This is a genomic window from Paenarthrobacter sp. TA1.8 (assembly GCF_048595705.1).
Lineage (GTDB): Bacteria > Actinomycetota > Actinomycetes > Actinomycetales > Micrococcaceae > Arthrobacter > Arthrobacter nitroguajacolicus.
The window spans coordinates 1437552-1456059 of sequence record NZ_CP184287.1 but is presented as its reverse complement, the minus strand read 5'-3'; the positions used below and the strand labels follow the sequence as shown (position 1 = coordinate 1456059).

Annotated in this window: 13 protein-coding genes; 6 read left to right on the top strand and 7 right to left on the bottom strand. The window is 63.4% G+C overall.

Annotated features, from left to right (window positions below):
* Positions 1-157 precede the first annotated feature (157 nt).
* A complete protein-coding gene (locus ACNAOT_RS06940; protein WP_420180530.1) occupies positions 158-1054 on the bottom strand; it encodes a TatD family hydrolase in 897 nt (298 codons plus the stop codon).
* A gap of 196 nt (positions 1055-1250) precedes the next feature.
* Here ACNAOT_RS06940 and ACNAOT_RS06935 point away from each other — a divergent pair, with 196 nt between their 5' ends.
* From ACNAOT_RS06935 to ACNAOT_RS06925, 3 genes are read left to right on the top strand one after another with little or no spacing between them, the layout of a single operon-like run.
* Positions 1251-2339 (top strand): AAA family ATPase, encoded by a 1089-nt coding sequence (locus ACNAOT_RS06935; RefSeq protein WP_420180529.1) that lies wholly within the window; start codon positions 1251-1253, stop codon positions 2337-2339.
* 13 nt (positions 2340-2352) lie between these two features.
* The gene (locus ACNAOT_RS06930) at positions 2353-3801 is read left to right on the top strand and encodes a DUF58 domain-containing protein (protein ID WP_420180528.1); all 1449 of its coding nucleotides are present in this window, start codon (positions 2353-2355) and stop codon (positions 3799-3801) included.
* Complete coding sequence (locus ACNAOT_RS06925) at positions 3798-6293, top strand: transglutaminase TgpA family protein (RefSeq protein WP_420180527.1); 2496 nt, start codon at positions 3798-3800, stop codon at positions 6291-6293. Before ACNAOT_RS06930 ends, ACNAOT_RS06925 begins: the two co-directional genes overlap by 4 nt.
* 147 nt (positions 6294-6440) lie before the next feature.
* On the opposite strand, the gene ACNAOT_RS06920 is transcribed toward ACNAOT_RS06925, so the two are convergent.
* Both ACNAOT_RS06920 and rsmI read right to left on the bottom strand, forming a co-directional pair.
* A complete protein-coding gene (locus tag ACNAOT_RS06920; protein WP_420180526.1) occupies positions 6441-7922 on the bottom strand; it encodes an NAD-dependent succinate-semialdehyde dehydrogenase in 1482 nt (493 codons plus the stop codon).
* A 160-nt stretch (positions 7923-8082) separates the two neighbouring features.
* Positions 8083-8958, bottom strand: coding sequence for a 16S rRNA (cytidine(1402)-2'-O)-methyltransferase (rsmI, locus tag ACNAOT_RS06915; RefSeq protein WP_091467602.1), 876 nt, complete (start codon positions 8956-8958; stop codon positions 8083-8085).
* 133 nt (positions 8959-9091) lie between these two features.
* Between rsmI and ACNAOT_RS06910 the strand changes: the two genes are divergently transcribed.
* The gene (locus ACNAOT_RS06910; protein ID WP_420180525.1) at positions 9092-10909 is read left to right on the top strand and encodes a dolichyl-phosphate-mannose--protein mannosyltransferase; all 1818 of its coding nucleotides are present in this window, start codon (positions 9092-9094) and stop codon (positions 10907-10909) included.
* 13 nt (positions 10910-10922) lie between these two features.
* Complete coding sequence (locus tag ACNAOT_RS06905; protein WP_420180524.1) at positions 10923-12755, top strand: AMP-dependent synthetase/ligase; 1833 nt, start codon at positions 10923-10925, stop codon at positions 12753-12755.
* Positions 12756-12794: 39 nt separating this feature from the next.
* On the opposite strand, the gene ACNAOT_RS06900 is transcribed toward ACNAOT_RS06905, so the two are convergent.
* A complete protein-coding gene (locus tag ACNAOT_RS06900) occupies positions 12795-13994 on the bottom strand; it encodes a TIGR01906 family membrane protein (RefSeq protein WP_420180523.1) in 1200 nt (399 codons plus the stop codon).
* 139 nt (positions 13995-14133) lie between these two features.
* Positions 14134-15129 (bottom strand): stage II sporulation protein M, encoded by a 996-nt coding sequence (locus ACNAOT_RS06895; protein ID WP_420180522.1) that lies wholly within the window; start codon positions 15127-15129, stop codon positions 14134-14136.
* A gap of 105 nt (positions 15130-15234) precedes the next feature.
* Between ACNAOT_RS06895 and ACNAOT_RS06890 the strand changes: the two genes are divergently transcribed.
* On the top strand, positions 15235-16041 hold the full coding sequence (locus tag ACNAOT_RS06890; RefSeq protein WP_420180521.1) for an RDD family protein: 807 nt from the start codon (positions 15235-15237) through the stop codon (positions 16039-16041).
* A gap of 122 nt (positions 16042-16163) precedes the next feature.
* On the opposite strand, the gene ACNAOT_RS06885 is transcribed toward ACNAOT_RS06890, so the two are convergent.
* Both ACNAOT_RS06885 and ACNAOT_RS06880 read right to left on the bottom strand, forming a co-directional pair.
* On the bottom strand, positions 16164-17006 hold the full coding sequence (locus ACNAOT_RS06885; RefSeq protein WP_420180520.1) for a pentapeptide repeat-containing protein: 843 nt from the start codon (positions 17004-17006) through the stop codon (positions 16164-16166).
* A gap of 187 nt (positions 17007-17193) precedes the next feature.
* Positions 17194-18414 (bottom strand): L,D-transpeptidase, encoded by a 1221-nt coding sequence (locus tag ACNAOT_RS06880; protein ID WP_256870883.1) that lies wholly within the window; start codon positions 18412-18414, stop codon positions 17194-17196.
* Positions 18415-18508 lie beyond the last annotated feature (94 nt).

Genomic DNA, 18508 nt, shown 5'->3' with positions numbered 1-18508 from the left:
ACTGATTGCTCCGGAATCAACCGGTGCAGTTGTCCGAAGGCCTTCCCCGACCCCGGCTACTTGTCTAACACAGTAACCGATCCGTTATAAACGAACCAAGAATCGTGCATACCGGGTATCCAGGCCCGGGGCCCGCCTCGTTGTCAAAAAAGGTGGCTTAGGCCCATGGACCGTAGGCATTCAGAGTGTTTTCGGCCAACCGCGAACAAAGTTCGGCCAAGTCATCTCCTGTCACGTCAGCCATGGACCGGACTGTGTAGGGAACCATGTAGCTCGCATTCGGCCGCCCACGGTGGGGATGCGGAGTGAGGAACGGAGAGTCGGTTTCCACCAGAATCCTGCCAGGTTCGGCAATGGCCAGGGCAGCGCGGAGATTCCCGGCGTTCTTGAACGTCATGGTGCCGGCGAAGGACATGTACCAGCCGTTCCCGTTACAGATCCGGGCTAGTTCCTCATCTCCGGAGAAACAGTGAAACACCACGCGATCCGGAGCGCCTTCCTCCCGCAGGACCTGCACTACGTCGTCGTGGGCGTCGCGGTCGTGAATCTGCAGTGTCAGCCCGAGCCTCTTGGCGATGTCAATGTGTCGCCGGAAGGAGTACCGCTGATGGGCCAGCCCCTCACCGTGGGTTCGGAAGAAGTCCAACCCGGTCTCGCCGATGGCCCGGATCCGCGGATGACCGGCCAGCGCCTCGATCTCGGCGAGCGCTGATTCCAGTTCACCGCGGGCCGCGTATTCGGGGGCGTCGTTGGGGTGGATCGCTACGGCACCGAGTAGCCGGGGGTCAGCTTCCACCGCCTGCACTGTGAACCTGGAGGATTCGAGGTCGCAGCCCACTTGGATGGCGCCCTGCACACCAACGGCTTCCGCGGAGTCCATCGCGTCCCGGACCGAGACCTCAATCAAGCCGTGCCTGAAGTCCAGATGCGTGTGATTGTCCATCACAGGTACAGGCAGGGGTTCGGGCGCTGGTGGGTACTCCCGGCGTGAGTCTTTTTCGTCTGCTGCGTCGGAAGGCGCCCGGTAAGGTGCGGGAGCGAGGGAATTGCACATGCTTCCACCTTATTCGGACCGTGGTCCTCCCCGGGCGCCCGGGAGGAGCGAGCCATGAATTCCGTTTGCCACATAAATTCCGGGGCACTATGTTAGCGCAGGCCAATGTCTGGGTAGTCTGGAACGGACAAGCGGCCAACACCAGCAGCGCTCAGCGAAGACAGCTGCTGCGGAGGCCACGGCTGAAGGGCAATTCATGGAGTCCAAGCGACAAGTCACCGTTGAACCTTCTCCTGCTCAGGGCGAGGCTTACAGTCCCCTGCCCCGTGACGGCGCTGGGCTCAATGGGCACAGGCCGCACGTCATGGACGCCGAACGGTTCCACGATGCCAGCGAGCGCATCCTTGGTTCCATCAATAAGGTCATCGATGGAAAGGCCGACGCCGCCAAGCTCGCCCTTACTGTGCTGCTGGCCCAGGGCCATCTTCTGCTGGAGGATGTGCCGGGGGTCGGCAAGACCCTGCTCGCAAAGACGCTGGCCCGCACTGTGGACTGCACTGTGTCCCGCATTCAATTCACCCCGGACCTGCTCCCTTCCGACGTCACAGGAGTGTCCATCTACAACCAGTCGTCCCGGCAGTTCGAGTTCCGGCCCGGTGCCGTGTTCGCGAACATCGTGATCGGCGACGAAATCAACCGCGCTTCGGCCAAAACCCAATCCGCCTTGCTTGAATGCATGGAAGAGCACCAGGTGACTGTGGACGGCCATTCGTATCAGCTGGGATTGCCTTTCATGGTGGTGGCCACGCAGAACCCCATCGAGATGGAAGGCACGTACCCGCTGCCCGAAGCACAGCGTGACCGCTTTATGGCCAGGATTTCCATGGGCTACCCGGACAGGGAGGCCGAGATCGAGATGTTGGAGACACATCAGGCGTCCTCACCCCTGATTAAGGTGACTCCCGTGGTCACGGCGGCCGACGTGGCTGCCATGATCGCCACCGTCCAGCAGGTTTATGTCTCCACTGCCATCAAGGAATACACGGTGGCCATTGGACGGGCAACCCGTGACAGTGCCCGGCTCCGTCTTGGTGCCAGCCCGCGATCCTTGCTGCAACTGCTCCGTGCGGCCAAGGCCACGGCGGCCCTGGATGGCCGCGATTTTGTCCTTCCGGATGACGTGGTGGACGTGGCCGAATCAGTGCTCGCCCACCGGATCATCCTGGACCGCAAGGCTGCGAGTTCGGGCGACACGCCGCAGAGCATTCTCCGGGGCATCTTCGCTTCCTTGCCCGTGGCTCAGGAACCGCCCGGCGCGTGGCGCAGGGACAGGCACAGCGTTTAGGAGAGATGCCGGTATGGCGCTCATGGATCGGCTTCCCAAGCACTTATTCACCAACCGCGGCTGGGGGCTTCTGGCCGCCGGGGCCCTTTCCATGGGGTGCGCGTATGTCATGGGCAGGCGTGATCTCCTGACTCTGGCTGTCCTGTTGATTCTCCTTCCCTTGGTGGCGCTCGCCGGCGTCCGGGTGCTCAAACCCAAGTTCCAGGTGTACCGGGAGTTCAATCCGTCCACGGTGGAGACGTCCGGCACCACAACCGTTCGCCTCGCTGTTGCACGGTCGTCATATTCCACAGGGCACGTGATCATGGAGGAGCAACTGCCTCCCCGCTTCGGTGAGCCACCCGCTTTCCGCTTTCCTGCCCGATCAGCATCCGGAGGCACCAGCCGCTACGAATATCACTTGCGCTCGGGCAAGCGGGGACAGTTCCGGATTGGTCCGGTCACCGCAGAGTTCAGTGACCCTTTCGGCTTATCGCTGCGGCGGCATGCAATTGACGACGGCGACATCCTCACCGTGACTCCTGCCGCCGTCGAACTTCCCGTCACGGGCCTCGCCGGCGCGCGTGGCAATGATGGCGTGACGGCGACCCGTATCCGGGCCAATCCCAGCGATGACGACATCATGACCCGTGAGTACAGGCACGGTGATCCCATGCGCCGCGTTCACTGGGCGGCGACTGCCCGCCATGGCCAGCTCATGGTGCGTCAAGAGGAGTCGGTGACCACCCCGGAGGCCACCCTCATCCTGGACCAGAGATTCACCGCATTTGCCGCCGGAACCGGTTCTGTCTTCGGGAGCCATGACGAGAACTCTGACCTTGTCACCAGTACGAACTTCGAGTGGATGGTCACCGCGGCGATGTCCATTAGCGCGCATTTGGCAGAACGGAATTATTCGTTACGACTCCTTGATGCATTCGGCAGCCCGGCGTTCCATCGTTCGCGGTCGGCGCCGGACACGGAGGCGGAGGAGTTCGCGGGCGTGGGCGGACTTCAGGCCATCGCAGAGAGTCTTGCGGCAGTGGAGCTAAGCGGCCCGAGGCACACCAGGCTGGAGCACCACAGGACCGAGCAAATCTCCGAACACAAGGAGGGCTCCCCCGGCTCGGCGGGCACGGAGAATGCCGATTCTCCTTTCAACGATCGCCTGATGGACAAACTCTCAGCGCACCGGTTGCGCGGTCCGCTGCTTGCCTTGGTGGGCAACCTGACGCCTGCGGAGGCAAGGACACTGGCCCCGGCGGCCGGCTATGGTGCCAACGCCTTTGCCTTGGTGATCACCGATGCCTCACGGAACAACGAGGAAATACTTGAGATCTTGCGCGTTGCTGGTTGGAGGGCAGCCGCTGTGACATCGAAAACCCAGCTGACGGCTGCCTGGTCAGCCTTCGATGCCGGCGGCATCGTAGCTGCCGCAGATGCGGCCATGGATGTCCGGCGTGGAGCGGCGGTGCCACGATGACCGCTACATCCCACCAGGGCTCCCCCAGCGCTCCGACCCAACCGGGTGGAACAGCCAGCACGGCTTCGTCCGGCAAGCCGCCCCGACCGCAGGTCCCGGGTCCAGGGCCCTATCCATGGGCCATGGCAGGATCAGTGGCGGTGGCTGTCCTAGGGGCGGCGTTGTCCTTGAACGGTGTCCTCAGGGGCTGGGCCTGGTTCATGCCGCTGATCACCACGGTGGTAGTGGTCGCGCTGACGCTTGCTGCCCTCCGGGCACTCCGGGCCCAGCCGCTGATCGCGACCCTGGGCTCCTTTGCCACCCTGGCGGCTGCGCTCAGCTTCATCTTCTGCCGCCAGGAGAGCCTGGCGGGGTTCATCCCCACCACCGAAACCTTTACCGCCGTCGGACGACACATTAAGCGGGCCGCCGAAACAGTGGTTTCCGAAAGCGCGCCGGTGGCACCCAACGCCGGGATCGTTTTCGTCATGTGTGCCTGCCTTGGGCTCCTGGTGATCCTCATCGATGCCCTGGCCGTTCCACTTTCCATGCCTGCGGCCAGCGGCATTGGCCTGCTGGCGGTCATGGTGGTGCCTGCCACTATCAAACCGCAGAGCGTGGGAGTAGCCGGATTCATCGGCGCGACCGTGGGTTACTTGCTCATCCTCGGTTGCAGCCACTGGTTCGCCCCTGATGCCAGGCTCCAGTCCGGTTCGGGGCGCGGTGCCGGCCAGTTCAAGCGCTCAGTTGTCACCGGTGGCTTGGCGCTGGCATTGACCATGACCGTGCCCTTGGCCATACCCGGTTTCGAGACCGGCACCTTTCCGCAGGGTTCAAGGCTCAGCCCGTGGGGCACCTCCAATGGGCTCAATCCCATGATCACCCTGGGCAACAGCCTCAGGAGTCCTACCGGTTCGGGCCGCATCACGTATGCCACGAGCGCCGGCGCACCCCTGTATTTGAGGTCGGTCACTGTTGACCACTTCGACGGCGAAACCTGGGCCCCGGATGATCGTGCAGGCGAGCGCCGCGTAGGTGCTGACAGGATCGAGACGGGGTACGCCGTCCAGGGCGAAGTGGTCAATGCCGTGACGTCCATTAACGCGGGCCTGTTCACCAGCCCTTACCTCCCTGCCCCGTTTGCTCCGGCTTCGGTGAACGGCCTCAACGGACGCTGGACCTGGGATCCGGCTACTTTGAGCATCATGAGCACGGAGACCACCACCCGCGCCCAACGGTACGTTGTCTTCTCCGCAGCCCCCAGGATCACATCAGAGTCCCTGTCCCAAGCCACTTCCGTCCCGCAGGGCATTTCAGATGACTTCCTCAGGATCCCGGGCAACCTTCCGGACATCGTGCGGCAAACAGCCGATACCGTCACGGCATCCGCGGGCAGCAACTACGCCAAAGCGCTGGCCCTCCAGAAGTACCTGCGTTCCGGCGAGTTCACGTACTCCTTACAAGCTCCCGTGCAAAACGGCTATGACGGTAACGGCCTCTCGGTCCTGTCGGATTTCCTTGCCGTCAAGAGCGGTTATTGTGTTCACTTCTCCTCGGCTATGGCCGTCATGGCGCGGGCCGTAGGGATTCCGAGCCGCATCGCCGTGGGCTACGCGCCGGGCCGGCTCACGGGCGAGTCCGTGGCCTTGGTCGGTCAGGGTTCCTTCCCCGAGTACGAGGTGGACGCCCGGGATGCTCACGCATGGCCCGAACTGTACTTTGAGGGGCTTGGCTGGGTTCCCTTTGAGCCCACGCCGTCGCGGGGCTTCGTCCCCGACTACGCCGCGGAATCCTCAGTTCCCAGTAATCTCAGCACCAACGCCGACGAGAAAGAAGTCCTCACAACCCCCGCACCGCCGGCAGCAGCGCCCGTCCCGATTCCAGGGGTAGAGACCCCTGCTACGGGTTCGGGCGCCACGAACCCGCTCCCAGCGATCGTCGCCGCCGCAGCCGGGGTGTTGCTGCTCGTCGGTTTCCTCTGGTCGCCGAGGCTGAGCAGGACGGTCCTGAGGCGACGCCGGCTGAATCAAAAACCTCCGGATGAAGACGGAATCCCCGGTGTCAAGGATCCTGCCCCGGAACTTGCCTGGGCGGAACTGCAGGACCTCGCTACGGATTACGGCGTGCCATCGACACCCAGCGAGACGCCGAGGCATTTTTCCGCCCGACTGCGGTCCAGCATCGCGCTTGGTGACGCGGGAGGACTCGACGACGCCGCACACGCCGCAGTGGCTTCCCTCACCTCTGACTTCGAACGGCAGCGCTACGGTCGCATGGCGGGCCCGGCACCGGCAGCGGCGGGCCGTATCGCCGTCGTCCGTGAGGCGTTGCGAAACAATGCCCGCTGGTTGGTGCGCTTCCGCGCCGACTGGGTGCCGCCGTCGATGATGCAACGCTGGGTCCACGCGCTCGGCGCACCGTTCCGGGCTGTGGGAAGGCTCGGCAAAGCCATGGGCCGGGCGGTTGGCCGGTGGTGGCACAGGCTCGCGGGCCTGCTCCCCCAGCGCCGCTAGGTTCAGGTACAGACAGCGTTCAGCTACAGAAAGCGTTCAGGTACAGACAGCGAGGGGCCCGGCCCCGGAACTTGTGGTTCCGGGGCCGGGCCCCTGCGTGTGTCAACCGTTCTTGTTGCGAGAGCGGTGGACCGGATCCTGTGCGGCCTAGTCGGCGTACGGGTCCGCGATACCTACGTACTGGGTGTAGAGGTACTCTTCGATGCCTTCGGAACCGCCTTCGCGGCCCAGGCCGGACTGCTTGACGCCACCGAACGGTGCCGCAGCGTTGGAGATGACACCTGCGTTGAGGCCGAGCATGCCGGTCTCGATGCGTTCGCTGATGCGCAAGCCCCGGTTGAGGTCCTTGGTGAAGACGTAGGCAACCAGGCCGTATTCGGTGTTGTTGGCCAAGCGAACGGCGTCGTCTTCGGTGGAGAAGGTGATGATCGGCGCTACCGGCCCGAAGATTTCTTCCTGCAGGATGCGCGCGTCAGCTGCAACGTTCTTCAGCACGGTGGGCTGGTAGAAGTAGCCGGGACCGTCGACGGCGGCACCACCGGTGACAGCTGTGGCACCTCCTGCTACGGCTTCGGAAACGAGGGCGTGGACGCCGTCGCGGGCCTTGCCGTCGATGAGCGGGCCAACCTTGGATTCGGGCTCGGTACCGCGGGCGGTGGTGAGGGAACCGATTTTGGCGGCGAACTTCTCGGCGAAGGAATCGGCGATGGACTCGTGCACAATGAAGCGGTTCGCTGCGGTGCAGGCCTCGCCCATGTTGCGCATCTTGGCGGCAATGGCGCCTTCAACGGCCTTGTCCAGGTCGGCGTCTTCGAAGACCACGAACGGTGCGTTGCCACCGAGTTCCATGGAGGTGCGCAGGACCTTGTCCGCTGCTTCACGGATCAGTGCCTGGCCCACCGGGGTGGAGCCGGTGAAGGAGATCTTGCGGAGGCGGTCATCCTTGATCAGCGGGCCCGTGACGGCGCCGGCGGTGGAGGTCTGGATGACGTTGAGGACACCGGCGGGGAGGCCGGCTTCCTGCATGACCTGGGCGAAGAGCAGGCTGGTGAGCGGGGTCAGGTTGGCCGGCTTGAGCACCATGGTGCAGCCAGCGGCGACGGCGGGGGCTACTTTGCGGGTGGCCATGGCCAGCGGGAAGTTCCACGGGGTGATCAGCAGGCAGGGTCCCACGGGCTTCTTCTGCACGAGGAGGCGGTTCTTGCCATCAGGTGCTGCGGAGTAACGGCCGGACACGCGGACTGCTTCTTCGGAGAACCAGCGCAGGAACTCGGCACCGTAGGTGACTTCACCACGGGCTTCGGCAAGGGGCTTGCCCATTTCGAGGGTCATCAGCAGTGCGAAGTCTTCGGCACGCTCGGTGACCAGTTCAAAGGCGCGGCGCAGGATTTCGCCGCGTTCGCGCGGTGCGGTGCGGGCCCAACCAGCCTGGGCGGCCGCAGCGGCGTCGAGGGCGGCAGCGCCGTCTTCAGCGCCGGCGTCGGAGATGCTGAGCAGGACCTTGCCCGTGGCCGGGTCCTCAACATCAAAGGTCTTTCCGGATCCGGCCGGGCGCCACTGACCGTTGATCAGCAGGCCGGTAGGGACGGAAGCCAGCAGTTCGCTTTCGCGTTCAACCGTGACAGTCATGGCGACTCCTTCGTCTTGGGTGCTTTGGAGAATTGCACCACTGGGGTTCGTTGCCGGAAGTGGCTTGAATTACTGCCACGGTACTGCCCCGCGAGAAGCAGTGTCTACGCCTTCACGCACTGCCGCATGGTCGCTATTTTGTGCAGCTGCACAGCGGACGTCAGCGCGCGGCGAGGACTGCCGAATAGAGCTCCCGCTTGCTGACCCGGGCATCGTCGGCCACTGCGGCCACAGCTTCCTTCAAGCGGATGCCCTGGGAAATGAGTTCGTTCACCGCGGCGACGTGATCCTCGGGCTTGCCCGGTTCCTGCTCAGGTGCACCGCCCACCACCACTGCGATTTCGCCGCGGACCTCGTTGTTCTCCGCCCACTCCAGCAGTTCGCGCAAGGTGCCACGGATGACTTCCTCATAGGTCTTGGTCAGTTCGCGGCACACAGCAACCCGGCGATCGGCCCCGAAGCGCTCGTGCAGTGCGCGCAACATGACCTCGAGCCTGTGCGGGGCCTCAAAGAAGACCATGGTGCGGCGTTCATTTGCGAGGTCGGCCAGACGTGAGTTCCGATCCCCCGACTTCCGGGGAAGAAAGCCTTCAAAGCAGAAGCGGTCGGTGGGCAAGCCGGACAGCGCCAAGGCCGTCAGTACCGCAGAAGGGCCGGGAACGGCTGTGACGGTCAGTCCGGCGGCAACTGCGCCCTCCACCAGACGGAAACCCGGGTCGGAAACCGCGGGCATTCCGGCGTCGCTGACCATCAGGATGGTCTTGCCGGCGCGCACGTGGTCCAGGAGTTCACCGGTCTTGGCCACTTCATTGTGCTCGTGGTAGCTGATGACGCGTCCGGTGACCTCGACGCCCAGTGCCGTTACCAACCGGTGCAAACGCCGGGTGTCCTCTGCGGCCACAATGTCTGAGGTGCCCAGGAGTTCAATCAAGCGCGCGGATGCGTCACCCACGTTGCCGATGGGCGTAGCGGCAAGCACGATCCTGCCGACGCCGGGAGTTGCACCGGAATCGGCAGCAGAAGCTGACTCATCCAGGTCGTCGTTGAAGGGAGTCTCATCCGGGGTGCTGCGCTGTTCGTCCACCTGCCAAGCCTAATGCCGCACGCGCTTCAAGGATGCAGCCGCGGGGTTCAGGGATACAGCAAGGATGGAAAGGTAGCATGGGCGGGTGAACCAGTCGCCCGTTTCTGCTACCGCTTCCGGATCCCCGGCGGCGTCCCCGGCGACCCCTGAACCCGAAGACACAACTGTGGAGTTAGGCAGCAGTCAGCAGGATGCACCGAAACGCGCCGTCGGGTCAGCGCCCCGGCAGGCGTCGGCGCCGACCGACATCCCCGGCGGAACTTTTCCCGGCCGTGGGCTGGAAGGTCACCGTTGGATCGTCCGACCGACCGAGGCCTACACTGCCCAGGCGTTGAAGGAACGCCTGATCGGTGGTGTCCAAAGCTGGCGCGACTACCCGGCCTCGTTGCGCTTGTGGTTTTGGCTGATCCCCACCATCACGGCGATCCTGGGCGGAGTCCTCCGCTTCTTCCGGCTTGATGCCCCGCACAGCCTGGTTTTCGACGAAACATACTACGTCAAGGACGCTTACTCCTATGTGGTGAGCGGCTACGAACGCAGTTGGCCGGCCAACGCCAACGATTCCTTCAATGCCGGCAACCCGGACATCCTCCTCAACACTCCGGAGTACGTGGTCCACCCGCCGGTGGGCAAATGGATGATTGCCTTTGGCATGTGGCTGTTCGGCGGGGACAACCCCTTCGGCTGGCGGTTCAGTGCGGCCCTGGCAGGCACGCTGACGGTCTTCCTCGTTTCACTCATCGCACTGAAGCTGTTCCGCTCGCACACCCTGGGTGCCGTCGCCGGGCTCCTGCTGGCCATTGATGGCCACCATCTGGTGCTCTCCCGTACGTCGCTGCTTGACGTCTTCCTGGCGCTCTGGATCCTGGCCGCTTTCGGTGCCTTGTTGATGGACCGCGACGACGGCCGCCGTCGTCTGGCTTCCCGGCTCGCCGCCCAAGCGGCTGCTTCGCCGGGAGGCCTGCCCACACCCACCCAATTAGTTGCCGGCCCCTGGCTGGGCATGCGGTGGTGGCGACTGGTGGCAGGCCTCTGCCTCGGCCTGGCAGTGGGGACCAAATGGTCGGCGCTGTTCTTCGTAGCCGCCTTCGGGCTGATGACCGTGCTGTGGGACCTGAGCGCCCGGCGCATCGCAGGCATCCGGAGCTGGTTCAGCGCCGGCATCATCAAGGACGGCCTCCCCGCCTTCCTGACCATCATCCCGATTGCCGCCGTCACCTATGTGGTCAGTTGGACGGGCTGGTTCCTCTCGAAGGACGCCTACTACCGGCAATGGGCTGCCACCAACCCGGCCCCCGGCTGGGATTGGCTGCCCAACTCCGTACGGTCCCTGGCGCACTACCACCTGGAAGCCTACAAATTCCATCAAGGCCTCAGCTCCGACCATCCGTATGAGTCCAGCCCCTGGACGTGGCTCATCATGGGCCGTCCCACCTCGTTCTTCTACCAGACCCCAAAGCAGGGCACCCCGGGCTGTGTTGTTGAAACGTGTTCCTCGGCCATCCTGCCAGTGGGGAATCCAGTGGTGTGGTGGGGTGGAACCATCGCCTTGGTCATCCTGTTGTTCTGGTGGGCAGGCCGCCGGGACTGGCGTGCAGGTGCCATCCTTGCCGGAGTGGCCGCCGGATACCTTCCGTGGTTCATGTACCCGGAACGCACCATGTTCATCTTCTACGCGGTGTCCTTCGAGCCGTTCCTGGTTCTGGGCTTGACGTATGTGCTGGGGTTGGTCTTGGGACGCAGCGGCGACCCCGTCTGGCGGCGACGATCGGGCCTTTACATAGTGGCGCTCGTCCTGGTGCTGGCCGTGCTGGCAACGGCATTCTTCTATCCCGTGCTCACGGCGGAGGTCATCAGCTACCAGGAGTGGCGGATGAGAATGTGGATGCCATCGTGGATTTAGGAGGAGGCAAGCAGTGAGGGAAGCAAGCACGGAGCTTCTGGTCGAGGCGGACCCGAACACCAACGTGACGGACCTCCTCCTGGAACGCTGCCACAAGGATCCGTTCGGTAACTTGTACGCGCATAAAACCGCGAACGGTTGGCTTAACGTTTCGGCAGCCAGGTTCCTTGCCGACGTCACTGCCTTGGCCAAAGGCCTGATCGCGGGCGGGCTCAACCCCGGCGATCCGGTAGCCGTGCTTTCCCGCTCAAGCTTTGAGTGGACGCTGGTGGACTTCGCCATCTGGATGGCCGGCGGAGTCACTGTCCCCATTTATGAGACGTCTTCGGCGAGCCAGATCGAGTGGATCCTCACGGATTCCGGCGCCCGGCGCATCTTTGTGGAGGACACTGCCAAGGAGAGCCTCGTCCGTGCCTTGGTGGAACAGTCCCCGGCCTTGGGCGAGGACCCAGTGACCATCATCCGAATGGAGCACGACGGCGACGCACCCAACCTGACCAGCGTCTCCGCCGTCGGAATCGGCATCATGGACGCCGAACTGGAGCGCCAGCGCAGCGCGGCAAACCTGGCGAGCGTCGCGTCCATCGTTTACACCTCCGGAACCACGGGCAAGCCCAAGGGATGCGAAATCACCCATGGCAACTTTGTCCTCGTGGCGCGTAACGTCATCCCTTTCCTCCCCGAGCTGCTCATGCAGCAAGGCGCACGGACGCTGATGTTCCTGCCCTTGGCGCACGTCCTCGCCAGGGCTGTCCAGGTTGTTTGCCTCACGGCGGGCATCACGCTGGGACACAGTGCCGGCGCCAGCGGACTCATGGCGGATCTCGGATCTTTCAAGCCCACTTTCCTGCTCGCTGTGCCCCGCATCTTCGAGAAGGTTTACGCTGGTGCCAGCCACAAAGCGGCCATGAGCGGTAAGTCCGCTCTCTTCTCGGCAGCTTCAACCACCGCGGTGCAATATTCGACGGCGGTGGACCTCGCCAACCGTGGCGAAGGACCGGGTCCGGGTTGGCTTCTGGGCCTGAAGCACTCCACTTTCAACAAGCTCCTTTATCCCAAGGTGCGGGACGTTTTCGGCGGCGACGTCGGCTACACGGTTTCCGGAGCCAGTCCCCTTAGCCTCCGGGACAACCACTTCTTCCACGGCGCGGGAGTTCCTGTTCTTGAGGGCTACGGGCTGACAGAGACCACGGCACCCTGCACCGTCAACACTCCCAGCATGTCCCGCATAGGTACGGTGGGCATTCCTCTTCCTGGAACCACCGTCAGGGTGGCGCAGGACGGCGAAGTGCTGGTCAAGGGCATTGGAGTCTTCAAGGGCTACCACAACAACGACAAGGCCACGCAGGCTGCCTTCGTTGAGGGCTTCTTCCGGACCGGCGACCTCGGAGAGCTCGACGCCGACGGCTTCCTGACCATCACCGGCCGAAAGAAGGACCTCCTGGTCACCGCCGCTGGAAAGAACGTGGCACCGGCTCCTTTGGAGGAGAAGCTGCGCGAACACCCCTTGGTGGGTCAGGCAGTAGTAGTCGGCGACGGCCGGCCCTTCGTGGCGGCACTCGTCGGATTGGACCCCGAAGGGCTTTCGGACTGGTGCGCCGAGAACAAGGTGGGGGCCATGACCCCCGATGAAGCCGCTGCCGATGACCGCGTAAAAGCGGCCGTTCAGACGGCAGTGGACGAGGCCAACAAACTCGTCTCAGCTGCTGAGTCCATCAAGAAATTCGCATTCATCACGGCGGATCTCAGCGTCGAGTCAGGGCACCTGACGCCCTCGCTCAAACTGAAGCGGGCCGCGGTGCTTAACGACTTCTCCGCGGCTGTGGAAAAGCTGTACAGGAAGTAGCTTTCCCCGCCTGGCGCAGCCCCCTGCGGAACGAGCCCGCTAGCGCGCAGCGCTCGTCGGTTCCTTGCGAAGGCTGTCGGCATCGTCGTTTGTGGGAGTTGCCTCGTCAGATTCCTCGCGATCTTCGTCCGCTTGTGCCGTCGCAAGGCCGCGACGCCGCTTGGTAGGCCACGTGAGGATGAACGTCACCGTCGCTGCGAGGAACACCAGGGCCCCGATGACAATGCCCGCGTCAATCCAGAACTGTCCGGGGAAGAGCCGGATGAGGGTGTCTTCCAGCGAGAACGTCCACGTTCCGTTGGCAAAGAAGATGCGGTGGAACTCGGTAAAGAACTGCTGCCAGCTCAGGACGGCCAATACTGCGAGGCCAATGATGATGACCAGGGTGACGATTGAGCCCGCAAAGAGACCGCGGCGGATCCCGCCTGTGCTTCGCTTACGCAGATACAGGATGGCGATGATGCTGAGGACGATGAGCAAAAGCCCGGCGCCGAAGGCGGACAGAATGACCAGCTTCACGTCTGCCATGTGCGACACTTCGCTGTCGGTGAAGAGCTTGTCGCCGTCCAGGTTGACCAAGCCCCCCAGGTAGCGCGGACCGGCCCAGTTACTGAGGTAATCAACGGCGTATGAGCCGTACGTCATACGGTCGTCAGTGCTGAAACCGTAGCCGTCGCCGGGGAAGCCCGGGCGGTTGTACTCCACCCACAGGAACAGCGGGCTGGTGACTGCCCGGACGGCAAGCACCAGGAGGATCACCGGGTAGAAGACCGCCAAAAGCACCTGGAAGATCCGCGGGCCTACCGGCTTCACCTTTGCTGCTTGCTCGCGTTCGGCGTTTCGTCGCGCCACTTCGTCTTCCGGCGGGCGGATCTGAAGAGCCGACGTCGGCAGGGGTTCCGAATAGTGCGACGGCTGCTTGGTGGTGGAAGCGCCTGCCAAGGTGTCGGCGAACAGCGGCGGCTCAACCTCGACGTCGGCCGCTTCTGCCGCTTTCCGGTCCGCGCGGCTCCCGGGCTGGCCGGTGGCAGGCGTTGTGGGAGTGGAAGCGGTGGCGGCCGACGGCTTGTTGTCCGACGGTGTGGCACCGGTCTTGGGTGTGGCAGCGGTGCTGGCTGCAGGAGTGGCCGGAGAAGCACCACTGGACGTCTTCGGCTTCATCCAGTCGAAGGCCGGTTCGTTGGGGTCCTCGTGGACTTCCGTGTCCGGTTCTTGTGGTTTTGGGCTCTTGTCGCTCACAGCGGGTTCACTTCCGTAGGCATCCACCGGCGATTGCTTGCTGCCGGCTCTCTTGTCTGCATTCGAGCCTACCGCCCGGCATTACAGAGACACGCGGTGCCACCCCGGCCGCGACCAGATTGAAACGCAACTGTAAGCTCTACGCAGCAATGCTGCGATAACCGGCGTCGTTGTCATCCATGTCTCCTGTGACACCTGCACGGACTGCCTTCCCACCCAGCACCAAGGTGTATGCCCAGTACCCGGCCAGAACCAGCGCACCAATGGTGATCTTGGCCCAGACGGGAAGCGGGCTCGGTGTCACAAAGCCCTCAACAATGCCCGAAACCAGCAGGACGAGCACCAGCCCCAAGGCAATGGTGATCAACGAACGGCCTTCATCGGCCACAGCCTGCAGCCTTGTCCGTGGGCCCGGCCGCACCATGGCCCAGAAAATCTTGAGCCCCGCCGCGCAGGCGATGAAGACGGCTGTGAGTTCCATGAGGCCGTGCGGAAGGATGTAGCTGAAGAAAATGTCCATCTTCCCGGTGGCCAGGAAGAGACCGGCCGCGATTCCCAGCCCCTGCGCGTTCATGAACAAGATGAATGGCACCCAGAATCCGGTAATGCCAAAAGCCACAGCTTGAGCGGAAATCCAGGCGTTGTTCGTCCACACCAACCCGGCGAAGGAAGCCGCAGGATTCTCGGAGTAGTAGTCGATGAAGTCTTCCTCCACATACTGCTGCACCTTGGCATCACTGGATGCTACGGCCCTCAGGGCCTCCGGAGAGGTGCCAATCCACAAAGCATAGGCACCCGCCACCAGGAGAAAAGCAAGCCCGCACCACATGGTCAACCACCGGATCCGGTAGAAGGCCGCAGGGAGGGAAATAACAAAGAACCGCGCCAGGTCCTCCATGAAATTGGAGCGGGCCCCCGTGAACCTCGTCCGGGCCTGGGCCAACGCTGCAGACAAGGATGCGGACAACCCCGTCTCCGGCGCCACAGACCGGATCAGCGACAGGTGCCCGGACACCGTTTGATACAGGCGAAGAAGCTCATCGGCCTCAGCACCCGTAAGCCTTCGCTTATGTGCCAGGAAATGAAGCCGCGACCATTTGTCCCCATGTACGGCCGAGAAGGCATCTATGTCCACGCCACCACCCTAGCGCCTGAATCCACTGGCAGGTCAGCCCGCCGCTAGACTCGTTGATGAGGGCAGTCGTGTGGCCCGAAGCGTTGGCGAAACATGGGGGCAGGCATGAGTTCAATCATCACAGGCGAGGCCGTGGTCCTCGAGCTTCGCCCGGCTTCCTTCGCCGCGCGAGCGCTGGGGCTCATCATTGACGTGATCTCCCAAATCGCCCTCGCGATACTCCTGATCATCCTGATCACCAGCGCCTCCCGGGATCTCGACGACGCCGCCATACAGGCAATGGTCCTCAGCAGCGTCGTCTTCTCGGTGGTCATCGTCCCCGTCACCGTGGAAACCCTGACACGGGGGCGGTCCCTGGGAAAGCTCGCAACAGGGCTCCGCATAGTGCGCGACGACGGCGGCTCCATCCGTTTCCGGCACGCCCTCATCCGCGGCCTCCTCGGCTTCCTGGAGATCTACCTGACCTTCGGCGGCCTCGCAATTGGCGTGGCGCTGTTCAACGACAAATCCAAGCGCCTCGGCGACATCGTTGCAGGCACCTACTCCCTCCGGCAACGAGTACCCTCAACGCCCCGCATCATGCCCGTAGCACCCCACCACCTGCAAGCATGGGTTGCGATGGCAGATATCGGCAGGGTGCCGGATGCCACCGCTCGCCGGGCAGGAACCTTCGTGCAGCAGGCCTACCTCATGGCACCGGCCTCACGCGTCAACATGGCCGCCTCGCTCGCATCGGAACTCGCAAGGTACGTCGCCCCACCCCCGCCCGCCGGCACCATCCCCGAAGACTACATAGGCGCAGTCCTCGGGGAACGGCGCAACCGCGAACTCACACGTCTCCGCCAAGCGGAGCAGCGGAACGCCACCGTAGGGGAACGACTCAGAAAGCTGCCGTTCACTCACGATTCGTAACTCTGGTGCGGCTGTTACCAGCCATCGCCGGGCGGCCGCCGTCCTCGGCGTGCTCGCTCGTTCCTCGCTTAGACGCACGCTGCCGGACGCCGGCCGAGCGGCTAGTCCCGATTCCGCTGCAGTCACCAGTGATCCGGTCTTGTGAGTCGTGGGGGTAGGAGGGTGGAGGGGTCGCCTTCGGCGGCGTTGATCTGCGGTTGGGTGAGGTAGAGCGCGCTGGAGAGGTCGGCTCCGTGGAGTTGTGCTCCGCGAAGATCTGCTCCCAGGAGGTCCACGGCTGTGAGGTCAGACTTCCGTAGATTGGCTCCGATCAGGTATGCACCGCGGAGGTCCCATCCGCACAGGCTTTGGTTCGCAAGGTTGGCTCCCATCAGATCAGCGCCGCCCAGCCTGGCGTCGGCACCCGGTTGGCGGCCGGCGTCGAGCCTTGGCTTGTCCTCGGCCCCGTAGGAGGCGCGTAGTTCTTCGCTAACCTCCATCAGGAGAGCGCGGACTTCTCCATGGAGAGTTTCGACGTCGGTGGCCAGGACCGTGGACGCATCCCCATGTGCGGCGTCCGCTATGCGCTCGGATAGGTGCTCCGCCGTGAATGCGAGGTCTGGATCAAACGTCCGTTGCCGGGCTTCGTCCAGGTACCAGAGCATCTCGTGGAGTTGCCTGACCACCTTGAACACGGCGAACATCGAGGACTTGGACGCAGGGTCCTGCGTCCAACTGGTGCCGGCGAAGGTGTGTTGGGACACTACTTGCCCGGCGCCGAAACAATTAAATACCGTGCAACCGCGGAAGCCTCTCGGCCGTAAGCGTTGGTGGATGGTGCAGGAAAAGTCGTCCGCCATATTCGGGCACGGCGAAGCGGCAGGTTTGTCGATGGCGAAGTCAGCTGATCGGGTAAATCCGAGCGCGGTGCAGCAAAGGGCGAAGCAATTGCCGCAGTCGGGGCTGAGCGTAGGTGAAATGGTCATGCGTGCTCCAAGTGATAAGAAAGGGTCCGGTGGAAGGAGCCGGGGAACCCATGAGCGGGTTCCCCTGAGGGACACCCGGAATCATCTTGGAGGGCAGCACAAATAGCAGGGCCGACGTCGTGTCAGCGCTGGAGCAATGGGTCAAAGTGCGCAGGAAATAATCACTACAAGGATCTTAACAGCAGGACTACCGCTGGGCGTAGCTAGCCCACGGAATGTTCCAGTCGCCAAAGCCTTCCAGCGGTTCCACTGCCGGTGCGCCGGTGTTCAGGATCTGGACAACGTCACCGGTCTTCATGTTGTTGAAGAACCACTCGGCATCCGCCGGCAGCAGGCCCACACAGCCATGCGAGACGTTAGCCACCCCGATGGAGCTCCATGCGGCTTCAAGGGCCTGGTGAACGTACACACCAGACCACGTGAGCCGGTTGGCATATTCCACTACGAGGGGCGGGTAGTAGCCTTTGTCGCCGGGCTTCAGGCCGATTGTTCCGGCGTTGAAGTTCGAGTGGCGTTCCTGTTCCATGATCACCGCGTACCCGGTGGGAGAAAGCCAATCTTCCCCGCCGAGAGACACAGGTGCAGTGTGAACCAACTGGCCGTCGGAATACACGTTCATGGTCTTGGTTTTGTCGTCAACCACGGCCACCCGCTGGGGGCCGGTGGTGAACGTTGAGACCACGTCGGCGTTGCCGATCATGTTGTTCCCGAAATCCACGCCCAATAGCTTCATATCCACGGTGACGGTGGTGCCGGAGGCCCAGAAAGCCTCGGGACGGATCCGGACCTTCTTGTCCGAATACCAGTGCCAGGCAACGGGCTGGCCGGAGGAAACGGTGATGGCCACCCGCTTCTCCATTGCCACCTTGTCTACAACGGGCTCACTGAAGTTGATTTCAATGGGCTGACCGGAGCCGGCCGTGGTGCCGTGGCGGGGGTAGATGGAAGCGTCGGCCTCGTAGGCGGCGGAAACCGTGGTGAAAGTTTGGGACTTCTTAGTCTCTTTCCCCGCCGTATCCACAACGGTGAAGGAGTAGCTGTATTGGGTTTTGAACTTCAGGACTTCCAGAGTTGTCCACGTGCTGCCGTCAGGGCTGGTGGTGCCTTGCACAGGCGCACCACCGCCCACCGGCGCCAACACTACGTCCTTCAGCTTCCCGTTGACTGCTTTGATCTGGGGACCCACAACAGGGTTCCACTCCACGGCGCCATCCAGCGGGGTGATGCCCAGCTCAACGGGTTTGGCTTCCACCGTGGGAGTCGGTGACGGCGCTACGGCCGCATCCTGCGGAGAACCTGCCAGCAGGCCCGGCACCGCGACCACGCCAATTCCACCCACGACAATGGCTGCGCAGACTCCAATGATGGCAAGGATCTTGCCCTTTTTACGTTTGGCGACTTCCGTCATGGTTCCTGTCATCCTGTCCCCCACAAGCATTACCGAACACCCAATTCTACCGGAAAGGCCGGCCACGCAGGTTGCGTGTCCGGCCTTTCGCCAT

Coding starts and splice junctions, on each gene's coding strand:
- ACNAOT_RS06940 (WP_420180530.1), bottom strand. CDS start 1,054: ATGTGCAATTCCCTCGCTCCCGCACCTTACCGGGCGCCTTCCGACGCA.
- ACNAOT_RS06935 (WP_420180529.1), top strand. CDS start 1,251: ATGGAGTCCAAGCGACAAGTCACCGTTGAACCTTCTCCTGCTCAGGGC.
- ACNAOT_RS06930 (WP_420180528.1), top strand. CDS start 2,353: ATGGCGCTCATGGATCGGCTTCCCAAGCACTTATTCACCAACCGCGGC.
- ACNAOT_RS06925 (WP_420180527.1), top strand. CDS start 3,798: ATGACCGCTACATCCCACCAGGGCTCCCCCAGCGCTCCGACCCAACCG.
- ACNAOT_RS06920 (WP_420180526.1), bottom strand. CDS start 7,922: ATGACTGTCACGGTTGAACGCGAAAGCGAACTGCTGGCTTCCGTCCCT.
- ACNAOT_RS06890 (WP_420180521.1), top strand. CDS start 15,235: ATGAGTTCAATCATCACAGGCGAGGCCGTGGTCCTCGAGCTTCGCCCG.
- ACNAOT_RS06885 (WP_420180520.1), bottom strand. CDS start 17,006: ATGACCATTTCACCTACGCTCAGCCCCGACTGCGGCAATTGCTTCGCC.
- ACNAOT_RS06880 (WP_256870883.1), bottom strand. CDS start 18,414: ATGACGGAAGTCGCCAAACGTAAAAAGGGCAAGATCCTTGCCATCATT.